This window comes from Thermogemmatispora tikiterensis (genome assembly GCF_003268475.1).
In the GTDB taxonomy this organism is placed as follows: Bacteria; Chloroflexota; Ktedonobacteria; order Ktedonobacterales; family Ktedonobacteraceae; genus Thermogemmatispora; species Thermogemmatispora tikiterensis.
In genome coordinates, this window is the sequence record NZ_MCIF01000002.1 from 961,056 (window position 1) to 976,211 (window position 15,156).

Below are 15,156 nucleotides of genomic sequence, written 5' to 3' on the forward strand. Positions count from 1 at the left end.
CAGCGATCAGCAGGGCACGTTCGTCGCCGCTAATCCCATTCGAGCGTCGCCGCCGATCGATACTCCGTGACCCGCGTCTCAAAGAAATTCTTCTCCTTGCTCAGGTCAATGGTCTCGCTCAGCCAGGGGAAGGGATGCGGCTCGTGATAGACCGCCGGCAGGCCGATGCGCTCCAGGCGTCGATCGGCAATATGACGTACGTAACGCGCAAAAGCCGGGGCGTGCAGGCCCGCGATCCCCTCTGGCAGGCAGTCGTAAGCGTAAGCGATCTCTAGTTCCACCGCCTCCTCAATCAACTCCATAATATGCCGCTCAAACTCGGGTGTCCAGAGGTCAGGGTTCTCAACCTTGATCCCGTTGATCAGGTCAATGCCGAAGTTAAGATGAATGGTCTCGTCGCGCAGAATATACTGGAACTGCTGGCCGATGCCTGTCATGAGGTTGCGACGGTGGAAGGAGAGGATCATGGCGAAGCCGCTGTAGAAGAAGATGCCCTCCATGATCACATAGTAGCCGATGAGGTTGTCCAGAAACTGCTGGGCCTGTTCCGGTTCGGCAGTCGAGAACGTGGGGTCGAGGAGCGCGTAGGTCAGCTTCATCTCGAAGGCATCCTTGCGCTGAATGGCCGGGATGCGGTGGTACATCGTGAAGACTTCGCGCTCATCCAGGCCCAGGCTCTCGACAATGTAGAGGAAGGCGTGGGTATGGACCGCCTCCTCAAAGGCTTGCCGGAGCAGATACTGGCGACATTCGGCGTTGGTGATGTGCTTGAAGATGGCCAGGACCAGGTTGTTGCCAACCAGGCTCTCGGCGGTGGCAAAGAAGCCCAGGTTACGCATGATGACCAGGCGTTCGGCCTCGGAGAGGCGATTGCTACGCCAGAGTTCGATGTCGCTGGCCATCGGGACCTCGTTGGGCATCCAGTGGTTGGCGCAGCCATTCAGATAGTGCTCCCAGGCCCAGCGATATTTGAGCGGCATCAGCTGGTTGACGCTGACGGCAGGTCCGTTGATGAGGCGTTTCTCTTCAAGAATATCTTTCTGGTTAAAGGCGTCGGTCGCCATTGGTCTTGGTTCTCCTTCTAGGGTGCCCGTGTGTTGCGTGGCGTGGCACCAGGGCCAACGGGAAATGATGGCCTACTCTACTGGCAAGCTTCACAGTCGTCATCGAGCGAGCAAGCTGCGGCGGGACTGGCAGCGGACGGCAGGGTCAGAGGAGCCGCCTCCGTTTGGCTCTCATGGCTGCCAGCTTGCGGGGGCTGGCTGGCCTCTTTGAAGGCTCCGCGCCTGATCTGGATGGCGCTGGAAGGGCTGACATTCTTCATCCAGCGCGGCTGGATTCCCCAGCGATTAATATCGACCGTCGATTTCTCGACCTGGGTCGCGGCCAGCGTGCGCAGGTAGTAGGTCGTTTTGAGTCCCTTTTTCCAGGCCCGCATATAGATCTCATGCAGTTGCTTGCCGCTGGGCGAGGCCAGGTAGAGATTGAGCGACTGCCCCATGTCGATCCACTTCTGGCGCCGGCTGGCGCACTCGATCAGCCAGCGCGGGTCGATCTCGAAGGCTGTCAGGTAGCGTTGCTTCAGTTCCTCTGGCACCATTGGCAGCTCCTGCAAGGAGCCGTCGTAGTACTTGAGGGCTTCCAGCATGTCGGCGTTCCAGAGGCCGGCGGCCTTCAGGTCGTTGACCAGGAAGGTGTTGACCGTGGTGAACTCGCCCGACAGGGTACTCTTGACATAGAGGTTCTTGTAGATCGGCTCGATCGACGGGCTGACGCCGACGATCAAAGAGATGGTGGCCGTCGGGGCGATGGCCAGGACATTGCTATTGCGCATGCCATGCTGGCGGATGTGGGTGCGCACCGCTTCCCAGTCGAGGGTGGTGCGGCGGTCCATCTCCAGGGGTTGGCCGCGCTCCTGCTCCAGCAAGGCGATGGTATCGATAGGCAGCAGACCACGGTCCCACTTGGAGCCGCGATAGCTGGGATAGGGGCCGCGTTCGGCAGCCAGCTCACTGGAAGCCAGGATGGCATAGTAGGAGATAGCTTCCATGCTGCGATCGGCGAACTCGACCGCCTCCTGGGAGGCGTAGCTGAGGCCGAGCAGGAAGAGGGCATCCTGGAAGCCCATGACGCCAAGCCCGACGGGACGATGGCGCAGGTTGGCCGTGCGCGCCTCCGGAGTGGGATAGTAATTGATGTCGATGACGTTGTCGAGCATGCGCATGGCCGTTTGAATGGTTGACCGTAACTTTTGGTGATCGAGCTGACCATTGACAATGTGGGCCACCAGGTTGAGCGAGCCGAGATTGCAGACGGCGGTTTCCTCTTCCGAGGTGTTGAGCAAGATCTCCGTGCAGAGATTGCTGCTGTGGATGACGCCGGCGTGGTCCTGGGGCGAGCGCACATTGGCCGGATCTTTCCAGGTCAGCCAGGGGTGGCCGGTCTCGAAGAGGCGGGTGAGCATCTTGCGCCAGAGTTCGACCGCTGGCAGACGCTTGAAGAGGCGAATCTTGCCCTCATCGGCCAGGCGCTCGTACTCGCGGTAGCGCTCGGCGAAGGCGCGGCCATAGAGTTCGTGCAGGTCGGGCACCTCATCAGGGCTGAAGAGGGTCCACTGCTCCCCGCGCTCGACGCGGCGCATAAACTCGTCGGAGATCCAGCAGGCCGTATGCAGATCGTGGGTCCGGCGGCGTTCATCGCCGGTGTTGCGCCGCAGATCCAGAAAGTCTTCGATGTCCAGGTGCCAGTTCTCCAGATAGGCGCAGACGGCGCCCTTGCGCTTGCCGCCCTGGTTGACGGCCACAGCGGTATCGTTGACGACCTTGAGGAAGGGAATGACTCCCTGGCTACGGCCATTGGTGCCCCGGATGTGTGCGCCCAGAGCGCGCACGCGGGTCCAGTCGTTGCCCAGGCCGCCGGCCCACTTGGAGAGCAGGGCATTATCCTGAATGGACTTGAAGATGTGCCAGAGATCGTCTTTGACGGTGGTCAGGTAGCACGAAGAGAGCTGCGGGTGGGAGGTGCCTGCATTGAAGAGCGTAGGCGTTGCCGGCGTGAAATAGAACTGCGAGAGCACTTCGTAGAATTCGGCGACGCGCTCCTCCCGGTGCGCTTCGTTGAGAGCCAGGCCCATAGCCACGCGCAGCCAGAGCAGTTGCGGCAATTCGAAGCGCTGCCCCTCGTACTGGAGCAGATAGCGATCGTAGAGCGTCTGCAGCCCGGGATAGGTGAAGAGCAGGTCGCGCTCGGGATGAATCAGGGCGGCGATGCGTTCCAGGTCGAAGGTGGCCAGGCGGGGATCAAGCAGCCCGGTGTCGAGGCCACGCTGGATGTAGCGCGGCAGATAGCGCCGATAGGCGCTTTGCATGGCGGCAAAGCTGCAGGGGAGGTGCTCGTCCGGGCTGAGCGCCTCGCGATAGAGTGACAGGAGCAGGATGCGAGCGGTGATGTAGCTGAAGGCCGGTTCTTGCTCGATATGGGCACGCGCTACCAGCAGCAGTGCCTGCCACAGCTCCGTTTCGGAGAGGCCAGCACTGAGGGTGGCCTGGACCTCCTCCAGGAGCTGGGCGCGGTCGACACGATCCTCAAAGCCGTGGCAGACCTCGGCAAGCACCTGCTCGGGGTCGATGGCCACGGGGGTGGCCGGGCGCGTCTGATTCGCTGGGAATGACATGCCGTTTTCCCTCCTTGAGATGAAAAAAAAGCCTGTTCCCTCGACGGAAACAGGCTGACACGCACAGACAGCCTCGTGAACGGGCTGCCCGCTGGTCTACCCTTTCACGCGAAGGGATCGAGCCAGATCCCACAGGTGGGCATTCGGGCTTAGTGCCTCCGTCCGTCGGCTGGTCCTCTCATGCTAGCAAGTGCTGGTGATCTCTCCTCCGCGCTTTGGACCGTTGTCGGCGGGGATCGATCGGGACGGGGCAGCTTACCGCTGCGCGACAGCGCCGGATTCTCACCGGACTTCCCCCATGTTTCAGCGATGCCACGACAGCATCGCCCTGTGGGTGTCTTTCTCTCTTCGGTTGCCAATGAGCACAAGATATAGGTAGGTACGGGCGGTAAGATACCATATGTTGTGTCGGAAGTCAAGCAGGAGAGGCCGGCTCTCCCCTGGTACTTCTTTCCTGTTTTTGGGGTTCAGGACGAGGCACCACTGTAGTAGCGAATGGCGAAGCGCCAGAAGAGGCGCGAGGCCAGCAGGGCGAGGGCTGCGAGCAGCAGGGTAGCCGCCAGGACCAGCCAGGTGAGGCGGGCGGTCAGGGCTTCGGCGGGCACGGTCACAGCGAAGGCGACCGGGACGACGAAGGTCAGGACGGCGCGCAGCCAGCTGGGATAGATGTCGACCGGCCAGCGCCCGGCCTCGTACATGCTCTCGAAGATGACGAGGATATTCTCCATGCGCACATACCAGAAGGAGAGGGTGGCCAGGAAGAGCACAAAGCTATAGATGATGACAGCGCCGGCCAGTAAGGTCAGAGCGAAGGCCAGCAACTGGAGGGGTCCGGGCAGGCTGCCATGCCAGAGCATGGCCCCTACGAGCAAGGCTATTCCGAGCAAGACGTCGAGGAGTTTCCACATGTCGATCTGCTGGATGCTGACGAGCAGCTGGGCGTCCTCGGGTCTGGTGAGCACGTAGTCGAGGGTGCCCTGGCGCACCTGCTCAATGAGGCGGTTCATACCGGGCAGGATGATCATGTTGATGGTGCCCCCGATGAGGAAGTAGACGCCGATGAGGGTGAGCAGTTCGTCGGCACTCCAGCCATTGAGGGCCCGGGTATAGGAGAAGACAACGCTGATGAAAGCCAGGGCCGTGCCCAGGTCAATCAGTGACTCGACGATCTGCAGCCAGAAGCTGGCCCGATAGGCCAGTTCGCCCAGGATGCTGACGCGGAAAAAGGTCCACAGGAGACGCAGATAGGTACGCATAGCAGACTTATCCTCCTACCGCCGTGTAGCGTTTGAGGCCACGTCGCCAGGTGAGGGTGAGCAGGCCGAGGCCGAGAAGCAGCCAGAGGAGCTGAGCGAGAAAGCCAGTGAGTACGGCCTGGGCGCTGAGGCCAGTGCTGAGCAACTGGGCCGGGAAGGCGACCATCCATTGAAAGGGGAGCCAGGCAGTGACTGTCTGCAGTGGGGCCGGCAAGAAGGATAGGGGAAGCAGTTGCCCCGAGAGGAAGAGGACGACGACAACATAGAGCTGGTTGATCACGTTGACTTGAGTCAGCCAGAAGGCCAGGAGGGCCAGGGTCCACTCCAGAGTGAAGCGCAGGGCGAAGGCCAGGAGCAGCGCGGGCAGGAAGGTAGCCAGGCTGGCCGGGCTGGGGGTGAAGCCGGCATGGAAGGCCAGCCAGAGGAGCAGCGTGACCAGTCCAATGACTGGCAGCATGAGCATCTTGTAGGCCAGGTGCTGGGCAATGTCGGCGTGGATGGGGTGGACGGGTCGCAGCAGCAGAGGTGAGAATTCGCCTTCGCGCACACGCCGGCTGAATTCCCAGAACACCCAGGTCTGGGTGGCGTAGTTAACCAGCATGGTGGCAATGAAGTAGGCGGCGAAGCCAGAGGGGTTGTAGCCGTTCACTTCCCCGCCTTCATTGCGGGCCACGGTCGACCAGACGCTGATCGAGACCGCTGGCCCCAGCGCCACCTCGATGAGCCAGATGACGAGGGCGGCGCGGTATTGGAGCTGTTCGGCAATGGCCGTTTTGAGCTGCTGGCGATAGACGGCGATGAGGTGAGTCATGCGCTTAGACAACCTCCTCCTGGGTAAAGATTTGTTCGATGACGGTCTCTATGGGCGGGTCCTCGACGCTCAGGTCGAGGACTGGCAGGTCCGTCAGCAGGCGGGCGGTGACGCGGGCGATCGCGCTTTTGGGCACACGCAGGCTGACGTGATCCTCGCTCTGGCTGAGCACTTCGCCGTAGGGACGCAGGTCAGCTGGCTCTTCCAGGCGCACGATGATGGTCTTGTAAGGTGAGAAGCGCTCGACCAGGCGGGTGAGGTCGCCGTCGAAGAGCATGGTGCCGTGGTGGATGAGGATGACGCGCCGACAGAGGGCTTCGACGTCGGCCATATAGTGACTCGTCAGCAGCACAGTGGCTCCTGTGCGCTGGTTGTATTCGCGGATAAAGTCGCGGATGCGGCGCTGCATGACGATGTCCAGGCCGATGGTTGGCTCGTCGAGGAAGAGGACCTGGGGGCGATGGAGTAGAGAGCCAGCGATCTCGCATTTCATGCGCTCTCCCAGGGAGAGGTTGCGCACAGGCTTGTGCAGGAGGGGCGCCAGGTCCAGGAGATCGGCAAGTTCGTCCAGCATGTGACGGTACTGAGCCGGGGGAATACGGTAGATGGCCCGGTTCAGTTCAAAGGAGTCGATGACAGGGATGTCCCAGATGAGTTGCTGGCGCTGGCCCATGACCAGGGCGATCTGGCGCAGGAAGGCGCGCTCGCGTCGCCAGGGGACGTAGCCCAGGACGCGTACCTCGCCGGCGCTGGGGTAGAGGAGTCCGGCCAGCATCTTGAGGGTGGTGGTTTTGCCGGCCCCGTTGGGGCCGAGGAAGCCGATGATTTCGCCCGCTTCTATGGCAAAGGTCAGATCGTCGACGCCGACAATTTCCTGCATCTGGCGCTGAAAGAGAGCGCGTAAGGCGGCGCCCAGGCCGGCCTCGCGCTCGTAGACGCGGTAGACTTTGCGTAAGTGGGTAACGTTGACTGTCGCTACGGCTGTCATAGTGTTTGCTCGCTCCTTCGTGTAGGAAGGCCTCTCTTCCCCCCTTGTCTTTTTTCTGTCTGGCTTGAGTATAGCGGGTCCTGGTGGGAGGGCGTCAATGTGCTCAGGGCAACTCAAGGTGTCGGCGGGGAGGGATCAGGCTGGTGCTCTTGCGTGATGGGACGCTCCAGACCAGCGGGCAGCCGGTCGATGATCTCCTCGTGATTATGACCCGTGGGAGCGATAAAGGCCGAGATGGGGAGGTCGGTGAGATGCGTGGTCTCTCTTGCTTGTTCCTTTTTCGCAAAAGGTGAGGCCAGGCGGAGGTGGAGAAGACTGAGGGCAAGAGCCACTGCCTCGCCCTCAGCTTTCTCTCTTATTGTGTATGGTGCTGCCGCTGGTCACTGCTGACCAGGGGCGAGCACGGACCCTCCTCGGATGCAGCTAGCTCGCTAGCTCGCTAGCGAGCGATGATCTCCAGGGTGCGCCCGGTGCTGCGGGGGCCGAGGAGGGCGACGTCCAGGCAGAGGAGGACGAGCAGGACGGCCTCGCCGGCGAAGACAGCGACCGGTCCCAACGACTTGAGCACAGGGAGGGCGGCGAAGGGCAGGATGGCGCTGACCAGACGGCTCAGGCTGTAGGCGATGCCAACTGCGGTGCCGCGCATGCGGGTGGGGAAGATCTCGGCCTGGTAGATGTGGAAGGCGTTGGAGAAGATGTTGCTGACGGTGGTGAGGAGGAAGCCCGAGATGACCAGGACAATGGCGGAGGTGGCGAAGCCGAAGCTGAGGCCGAAGAGGGCGATCAGCAGGGCTGAGGTGACGATGAGCCATTTGCGCTCGATGCGCTCGACGAGGAAGATGGAGATGAAGGAGCCGAGGGGATAGCCCAGGAAGCTGAGGGCTGTGTAGCCCAGTGAGGTGACGACGCTGAAGCCTTTGGCTGTGAGGACGACGGGGGCCAGGGAGCCGAAGCCGTAGTAGCCAACAGTCTGGAGGATCTGGAAGATCCAGAGCATGATGGTGCGTTTGGCGTAGACGCCGCTGAAGATTTCAGCGATGGTGGCCCGCGTCTGTGGCTCGACGACGACCGGCTGCGGCTCGGGCAGCTCTTTGAGACCATGCTCGCGCATGACTTGCTCTTCGATGCTGGTGAGGGCGGCGTTGGCGGAGGCTTCGTCCTGACGGATTTCGTGCCAGCGCGGCGACTCGGGCAGGTGGCGGCGCAGGAGCCAGACAATCAAGGCGCCGAGCGAGCCGACGATGAGGAGCCAGCGCCAGCCGTCCAGGCCCAGGAAGCTGCCTTTGACGACGAAGCGCCCGACGAAGCCAGCCAGGGGGACGCCGAAGAAGCCCAGGGTGTAGGACCAGGCGGTGTAGCGTCCGCGGGCGTGGCGCGGGATCATTTCGCCCATGTAGATGTCGGTCAGGGGTGGCTCGGCTCCCAGGCCGATGCCGGCCAGGAAGCGAAAGATGACGACCCAGATGAAGTTGGGGGCGAAGGCGGCGATGAGCGAGAAGAGGGAGTAGATCAGCAGGTCAACCATGTACATGCTGCGCCGTCCGATGTAGTCGGAGACGACGCCCAGGACAATGGCGCCAATGAACATGCCGAAGAAGCCGGAGCCGATGATGAGGGCGGTCTCGAAGGTGGAGAGGTGAAAGAGGGGAGTGAGGACGGCTCCAAGCAGGCCACCCAGGAAAATATCGTAGAGGTCAAAGAAGGTGCCGATGCCTAGCACGAAGCTGAGCCTACGGTGCAGTGAGGAGAGGGGCAGGCGATCGATGCGTGAGGCTACGGTGATGCGACGTTCTGCTGCTTCCATGAGCGCTTTGCCTCCATTGCAGTGATGGTGAAAGTGCGCGTGCTCAGCGCGCTGCAGGCTACTCGGGGCGCTCGCGGCCAGGAGTAGCGCCAGGTCCCGCCCGCCAGTGGGCGCAGGCACAATGACAATAAACTCTTTGCCTGATACGATGTGGCTTTCTTAGGGCTGTGACGCTTGAACGGGGTTCACCTCCTTCTCTTCCGTTGCTTTGGCTTCCGCCATTCCTCACGCTCCCACATGTTTTCATTGTACCTTCTCCGATCTCATATGTCCATATGGAGATAGGCCACTGAGGAGGTGGGCACTGTGGCTCTGGCGTTCTGGCGAGCGCCCCTGTATTTGCGGTAGAGTTTTCCTGTGCTATAGTAATGGGTTGTGCTCACTGGGAGGGTATGGGCACACAGCCACCATCGGTCAGGCCCGGCGCGTCTGCCCGGCTGGCGCTGTGGGGCTGGAGGAGACTTCCCCGGAGGGAGGAATCAGTTCAGCAGTGGTGGCAGAGCTGATCTGGCAGCAGAAGCACAATCCCTACGCGGCGGGGCTGCCCCCGGCACCGCGCTTGCAGATCTGTGAGCGCGTTCCGGCGCTGGCAGGTCCCGACGCTGGCCGCGAGGCTGAGGGCGAAGCAGCGGCGGGCTGGGAGAATCGCCTGATCCACGGAGATAAGAGCCTGGTGTTGCCGGCCTTGCTGGCGGAATTTGCCGGGACCGTCGATCTGATCTATATTGATCCTCCGTTTATGACCGAGCGGACCTATCGCAGTGGCCGCGGTCTCGCCTATCACGATCGCTGGCAGGGCAATCTCGATGGATACCTGCAGTGGCTCTATGAGACGTTCTTGCTGCTCTATCGTCTGTTGGCCCCTCGTGGGAGCCTCTACGTGCATCTGGACTGGCGTGCTGTCCACTTTGCCCGCCTGCTGCTGGATGAGGTGTTTCGGGAAGCGGCGCCGGCGGGCGGCGGTTTCCAGAACGAGATTATCTGGCATTATCATTCCGGCGGGCGCCCGCGACGCTCCCGCGGCTTCGCTCGCAAGCATGATACGCTGCTCCTCTATACCCGCTCGCGCCAGTATTGTTTTCATGGGGAGCGGGTTGGTCCACTGCGTGGGCGGGAGCGGCGCAATCATATGCGGCGCCAGGTGGAGGCCGATGGGCGGGTCTGCTGGACGATTCGCGCGGGGGGCCGTCTCTATCGCTACTACGAGGATGAGCCGATGACGCCTGCTGATGTCTGGTGCGATATCAGCCATCTGCATCAGCGTGATCCCGAGCGCAACGGCTATGCGACCCAGAAGCCAGCGGCGTTGCTGGAGCGTATTCTGCTGGCTTCCAGTGAGGAGAATGATCTGGTGCTCGACTGCTTCTGCGGGAGCGGCGTGACGCCGGCGGTGGCCGAGCGCCTGGGCCGGCGCTGGATCGCCTGTGATGGCAGCCCGCTGGCGATTGAGGTGACGCGCGAGCGCCTGCTGCGCCTGGCTCCCCGCCGTCCTTTCTGTGTGCAGCGTCCCCTTTCCCAGCCGTAGGCAGATTGGCTGCCACTGGTGGTCGAGGCTTGCCGCGCGTGTGCAGCTGTGCTATCCTGTAGATGAGCTGCCGCATGATTCAGTTTTTTCTCTCCTTTGTAAAATATTCTCGTTTTGTATGAGAATGTGGTCATTGGCTTCAGTAATTGTGGAGGTCAGGTGGAAAGAGGTGTGTGGCGTATGCAGATGAAGAAGACGGCAATTCCTTCGACTCCCCGCTATGAGAAAAGCCTCGTGGGGCGCCCGCTGCGCTTGCCAACGCATAACTATGGCTGGACGGGGACCTACCTGGTGACGTTGCAGGCGGAGCCGTATGCGCCAAGCTTTGAGGACCCGGCACTGCGCCGGATTCTAGAGGAGACCTGGCAGGCTCTGCCTCGCCCTTTTCCCGGGCTGACGCTGGATACGTTTGTGATCGGGCCGCGGCAGGTGCAGTTTATTCTCTCCTTTGAGGGCAATACCAATCGGACGATGACGCTGGGGCGAGTGGTGGAGTCCTTTAAGTCGCTGGTGGCGGTGGCCTGGCTGGCTCATCTGGAGCAGGTGCGCGCGCCCAGTCCGACGCCGCCGTTGCGCATCTGGCAGCGCTCCTATAGCGAGCGCTATCTTCACGACGAGCGTGAGGTGGAAGAGGTGCGTCAGGCTCTGCGTAGCGGTGCTTTGCCGGCGGAGCCAGAGGAGTCCTGAAGATCCTGGCCGGTGGCTGGGGCGGTGGTGGGAAGACAGGCGGGACAGGCGGACCGGGCTTAGCGCTGCGGCGACTCAGGCTGGCTGGCACCGCAGGGGGCCCTGGGGCGCTGGCAGAAGGGTTTGACGCCCGGCAGATACTGGCGGTGGGCGGCCACCCAACGATAGAGGTGCTCGGTGAGCGGCCCCAGGCCGGGCAGGCGGTAGAGACGCTGCCAGAAGGGGAAGCCGATTAGCAGGTCCAGGGTACAGGCGAGGGCCTGGGCACCGCGGTAGCGCCGTCCGTCCGGGAGAATGGTCCAGACGCTCTCTTCGCAGGCTCTGACGCTGAGTCCGTAGCGCTCGGGCAGGCCAGGGATCTGGAAGGGAAGGCAGGTCACTCTCCGGCCCCGGTCCAGGCGGCGCAGGAGCTCGGCGGTAGCGGTGCAGAAGTCGCAACTGCCGTCGAAGATGACGATGGCTTTGACGGGATGGCGATAGGCTTGATCGGACATAGCGAGACTGGCCCCGGCCCTCGCTATTGTCTCTGGCGGCGGGGCGAGCGAGCTGGGGCCGTTTGGGGTTGCCCTCCTCTCTTCTTTTGCTGGCTGTTTTTACTATAGCATATTCCGGTTCCGGTTGAGGACGGGATCATCCGCCGGGGGGGAGCAGTGTGCAGGCCGTGGCCCCCTGAGCCTTTGCCGACTCAGGGGGCCAGATGAGCGGTGACCATACATAGTGGTAAGAAGGAGACGCTGCAACAGAAGGCTATGCCGGTTCGTCTGTCTCACTTGATTGGTAGATTTCTTCCAGGCTTTGCCGACGTGCGCGTCCGATGCGCTCGAGGCGCTTCTGGAATTGGGCAGTCGCGTAGGAGAGGTATTCGTCGATCTGAAGGTCGAAGGCAGGCGATTCCTGTGTTTCTCGTGCTTCGAATAGCTCGTTGATGACGCCCAGGGCGTAGGTCAGGAGCTCGCTCATGTAGGCCTGGATGACGTCCCAGAGGCGCGGCTCCTGGGCGACCAGGCGCGAGAGGAGGAAGACGCCATAGGCCAGGTGCCGTGATTCGTCGCGCTTGAGATAGCTGACGCCCTGGCGCAGGCCGGGAAGGATGTTGAGGCGCTCCAGCATGTTGAAATAGGCGTGATAGCCGGTCTCGGCCAGGACCCCTTCGACGATCATGTTGTAGACGACGCTGGCGCGGGCCTGGGCCTCGGGCGAGGGATCGCTGAGGAGGGCATGCATGCGTTGGGGCAACTCTTCATAGAAGATTTTGCGATAGCTGGGGGTGTGGTAACGGTGCAGGTCGCTGTGTTCGTGGGCAACTTCGTCGAGGAAGCGGCGGAAGAATTCGGTGTGTTTGGCTTCTTCCCAGAGGAAGGTGGTCAGGTACATCTCTTCTTCGAGCCGCCCCTCGCGGGCAATGGTCAGGATGAGAGGGAGCAGGTCGAGGGTGACGCTCTCTTCTCCGGCCTGGAAGAGCGAGCTGAGGTAGAGCAGGGTTTCGCGCTCGCCCTCGTTGAGGCGCTGCCAGTCCTGGATGTCCTGGGAGAAGTCGATGGCGCGCGGGTCCCAGATGCCGAGTTTCTTGGCTTTGTGGTAGAGGCGCATCGGGAGGATGTCGTGGCGTAGGCCGCGCTCGCTGGTGGTGATGAAGGCGGCGTGTGTGCTCTGTGTCATGCTTGCCTGCTTTCTGTCTGGGCAGTCTTTGCTTGGGGCTGGTGCTCCCGCCGATCGTTGCGTTCGACTGACTGACTGACTGACTGAATACCAGTCAGTCATCATTTTCAATGATACCTGTGATGCCGGTTGGCTGTCAAGGGGAGTGGGCAGCCAGCTCTGGCTTCACCCGGCCTTATTGGCTATTGACGACGATCTGGATCTGGTCGGCGCGCTGGGGGAGGGTCTGGCTGCCAAAGGGCAGGCGGAGCTGGACGGAGGCGACGCCAGGCTGGGAACGTAGATAGGTCTGGGCGACTTCGCTGCTGGTACCGCGCAGGTCCTGCTGCCAGCGGGCGATGGTCTGGGGACTGATCCGGTAGCTCCAGGTGCCGTGGACGCTGACGCTCAGGTAGGTGAGGCCGTGGTTGCCTCGGTCGGTGACGGTGGGCGTGGAGGCGCTGAGGCTGCGAGGCTGCAGCTGGTAGGCCGCTCCAAGGGTGCGCTGGGCCTGGCGGCTCAGGAGGTCGCTGGCAAGCTGGCGGGCCTGGGCGGGATAGTAGGCAGTGGCGCTGCCTGTGACCTGAAGCTGGACGCGTACCTGGTCAGCCTGGCTGCCGGGCGGTGGGTCGGCTGTGAGGCTCACCTGGTAGTTTGGTGTGCCAGCCAGGGTTTCCCCCTCTTTGAGAGCGGCTCGTAGCTGGTCTGCAAGCTGATGCTCTAGCTGGGGAAGAAGCATCTGGCGGGCGTGATCGAGGTCAGCCTGGGCGACGATGTGGATGGTCTGGCCATCGCTGCCGCCGCTGAAGGCCGCGGGGTTGGTGACCTGGATCTGGGTCGGGCGCCCGCAACAGGGCTGGGCGATGTCGCCGGCGGGAATGTTGCCCTGGGCGCCGGGGTTGACGGCCTGGGCGGCGGCGACGGCGGTTCCGTCCTGGTCGTTCTGGCGTGGCGGTACGACGACCGTGGTCAGGAGGCGGACGCTGATGCCCGAGCTGCCGCTGAAGGTGCTGCCCGCCGGGACGGTGACTGGCTGCAGGCCGTGGTTGCTGAAGAGGAGGAGGCCGCGGGCGTTGCTTCCCTGGGTGGTACGAGTGCCGGTGGTGCTGACGGTTTGGGCGAGGCTGCGGCTGGCGCTGAGCAGGCGAGCAGGGATGGTGCGCGTGTTGAGGTCGATGGTCTGGACCTGGGGCGAGGCCGTCAGCAGGTAGGTGTCCTGCAGGGTGCGGCTCTGGGCGTTGATGGTGATGACGACGGTGGGATCAGCGCCAAGCAGGGGGACGCCCGGCGGGAACAGCCCGATGTTGAGGCCGCGGGCGGCGAAGAGAAGGAGCAGCAGGATGGCGATGACGATCAGGGCGATGGCCACGAAGAGTGAGAGGGGGCGCTTGCTGCTGGTTGGGGGGCGGATTCGCCTTCTCAGCGGTGGCTGTGGCTCTTCGGTGATGCGCTGGATGGCCGGGCGGCCCTGGGCCGGTAGGGCGGGCGGACGACCCCGGCGTGGGATGGTGAGCGGCTCGGGCATGGGGAGGGCCACGGTGCGCGGCTCGTGGCGCGAGCGGTAATCGGGTATGGGCCTGGGCCGCGAGAGGGTTTCGGCGGTGACGTCGGGCAGGGTGGTGGCGGCGGCGATGTCCTCCTCGGGAGGCAGTTCTTCGATCTGCGGTTCCTCGGGACTGTCATAGGCGTAGTCGTAGTCCTGGAATGGCTGCGGGCGCGAGCGCTGTGGCGCTGGCTCAGGTGCGGGGGCAGGCTCCAGCCAGGCTTCTTGCGCTTCCTGGGCCGCCGCGGGTATGGTCTGGCTTTCTTCGAGGGCCAGGATGACGGCCTCGCGCAGGACGGCAATGCTCTGGAAGCGCTCTTCGTCGCGCTTGGCCATCGCTTTGCGGACAACGTGGTCGAAGGCTGCTGGTACGCGCGGGTTGCGCCGCGAGGGGCGTGGGATGGGGGCGCGTAGTTGCATTTGGATGACTTTGATGTCGTCGGGGTCGTCGTAGGGCAGTTCGCCGGTGAGCATCTGGAAGAGGAGGACGCCGAGGGCGTAGATGTCGGTGAGGGGGGTGACGATGCCACGCGTCTGCTCGGGGGCCATGTATTGCGGAGTGCCGGGGACCTGGTCCAGGGGGATGGGCCGGCCAATCTGGCTTTCGGCTTGGCGGGCCGGGCGAACGAGGCCGAAGTCGGCCAGGTAGACGTGTGGGACGCCGCTGCGCGGCAGTTCCAGCAGGACGTTGGAGGATTTGATGTCGCGGTGGACGAGACCTTCGCCGTGAGCGTGTTCGACGGCTTCGAGGAGCTGCAGGTACATGTCGATGAGTTCGGCCAGGTTGAAAGGGATCGGCTCGCGCCCGGTGACGTGGGGACGGTAGATGCGCCGCAGGTAGCTGGTGAGGGTGCCGCCATCGATGAAGGGCATGACGAGGTAGAGCAGCCCCTGCTCTTCGCCGAATTCGATGAGCGGCAGGATGTGCGGGTGTTGCAGGCGGGCGATGGTGCGCGCCTCGCGGGCGAAGCGCCGCCGCATGTCGGGATCGCTGGCATAGTCGCCGAGGATGACTTTGATGGCGACGCGCCTGCCAAAAGCGGTACGCTGGCGCCCTTCGTAGACGGCGCCCATGCCTCCGACGCGGATGCGCCGGATGACGTCGTAGTTGCCGAGCTGCCTGCCTTCCAACGCGAGCATGCCTGCTGCCTCTCTATCCTTTCGTCTCATCTGTGGCTGTGTCTGTGAATGGGGGTCAGGAAGGGCCGGCCCCGCTCCGCTCTCTGGTCGG

The 15,156-nt window shown here is 63.0% G+C and carries 12 protein-coding genes and 1 riboswitch; of the genes, 2 read left to right on the top strand and 10 right to left on the bottom strand.

The features are described 5' to 3' along the window. Positions 1 to 29: 29 nt before the first annotated feature. The 7 genes from A4R35_RS04015 to A4R35_RS04045 form a co-directional block, all read right to left on the bottom strand. Positions 30 to 1,064, bottom strand: coding sequence for a ribonucleotide-diphosphate reductase subunit beta (locus A4R35_RS04015; RefSeq protein ID WP_112426766.1), 1,035 nt, complete (start codon positions 1,062 to 1,064; stop codon positions 30 to 32). 77 nt (positions 1,065 to 1,141) lie between these two features. After that, positions 1,142 to 3,673, bottom strand: a complete 2,532-nt coding sequence (locus tag A4R35_RS04020) for a ribonucleoside-diphosphate reductase subunit alpha (RefSeq protein ID WP_112426768.1) — start codon at positions 3,671 to 3,673, stop codon at positions 1,142 to 1,144. 129 nt (positions 3,674 to 3,802) lie between these two features. Then, a riboswitch (cobalamin riboswitch) is annotated at positions 3,803 to 4,007 on the bottom strand. Between the two features lie 133 nt (positions 4,008 to 4,140). Further along, on the bottom strand, positions 4,141 to 4,929 hold the full coding sequence (locus A4R35_RS04025; protein ID WP_112426770.1) for an ABC transporter permease: 789 nt from the start codon (positions 4,927 to 4,929) through the stop codon (positions 4,141 to 4,143). 7 nt (positions 4,930 to 4,936) lie between these two features. Next, the gene (locus A4R35_RS04030) at positions 4,937 to 5,740 is read right to left on the bottom strand and encodes an ABC transporter permease (protein ID WP_112426772.1); all 804 of its coding nucleotides are present in this window, start codon (positions 5,738 to 5,740) and stop codon (positions 4,937 to 4,939) included. Between the two features lie 4 nt (positions 5,741 to 5,744). Beyond that, the gene (locus tag A4R35_RS04035) at positions 5,745 to 6,728 is read right to left on the bottom strand and encodes an ABC transporter ATP-binding protein (RefSeq protein ID WP_112426774.1); all 984 of its coding nucleotides are present in this window, start codon (positions 6,726 to 6,728) and stop codon (positions 5,745 to 5,747) included. 113 nt (positions 6,729 to 6,841) lie between these two features. Next, the gene (locus A4R35_RS04040) at positions 6,842 to 7,060 is read right to left on the bottom strand and encodes a hypothetical protein (protein WP_112426776.1); all 219 of its coding nucleotides are present in this window, start codon (positions 7,058 to 7,060) and stop codon (positions 6,842 to 6,844) included. A 107-nt stretch (positions 7,061 to 7,167) separates the two neighbouring features. After that, complete coding sequence (locus A4R35_RS04045; RefSeq protein ID WP_112433983.1) at positions 7,168 to 8,532, bottom strand: MFS transporter; 1,365 nt, start codon at positions 8,530 to 8,532, stop codon at positions 7,168 to 7,170. Between the two features lie 490 nt (positions 8,533 to 9,022). Between A4R35_RS04045 and A4R35_RS04050 the strand changes: the two genes are divergently transcribed. After that, entirely contained in the window at positions 9,023 to 10,057 is a 1,035-nt protein-coding gene (locus A4R35_RS04050; protein ID WP_112426778.1) for a DNA methyltransferase, read from the top strand. A 180-nt stretch (positions 10,058 to 10,237) separates the two neighbouring features. Further along, positions 10,238 to 10,744 carry a hypothetical protein gene (locus A4R35_RS04055; RefSeq protein WP_112426780.1) on the top strand — a complete coding sequence of 169 codons (507 nt, stop codon included), beginning with the start codon at positions 10,238 to 10,240 and terminating at the stop codon, positions 10,742 to 10,744. Positions 10,745 to 10,803: 59 nt separating this feature from the next. Here the strand turns inward: A4R35_RS04055 and A4R35_RS04060 are convergent, their stop codons facing one another. From A4R35_RS04060 to A4R35_RS04070, 3 genes are all read right to left on the bottom strand, one after another. Continuing rightward, the gene (locus tag A4R35_RS04060) at positions 10,804 to 11,238 is read right to left on the bottom strand and encodes a thiol-disulfide oxidoreductase DCC family protein (protein WP_112426782.1); all 435 of its coding nucleotides are present in this window, start codon (positions 11,236 to 11,238) and stop codon (positions 10,804 to 10,806) included. A gap of 253 nt (positions 11,239 to 11,491) precedes the next feature. Next, positions 11,492 to 12,403, bottom strand: coding sequence for a R2-like ligand-binding oxidase (locus tag A4R35_RS04065; protein WP_112426784.1), 912 nt, complete (start codon positions 12,401 to 12,403; stop codon positions 11,492 to 11,494). Between the two features lie 175 nt (positions 12,404 to 12,578). Further along, positions 12,579 to 15,065 (bottom strand): protein kinase domain-containing protein, encoded by a 2,487-nt coding sequence (locus tag A4R35_RS04070; protein ID WP_189361301.1) that lies wholly within the window; start codon positions 15,063 to 15,065, stop codon positions 12,579 to 12,581. Positions 15,066 to 15,156: the final 91 nt, after the last annotated feature.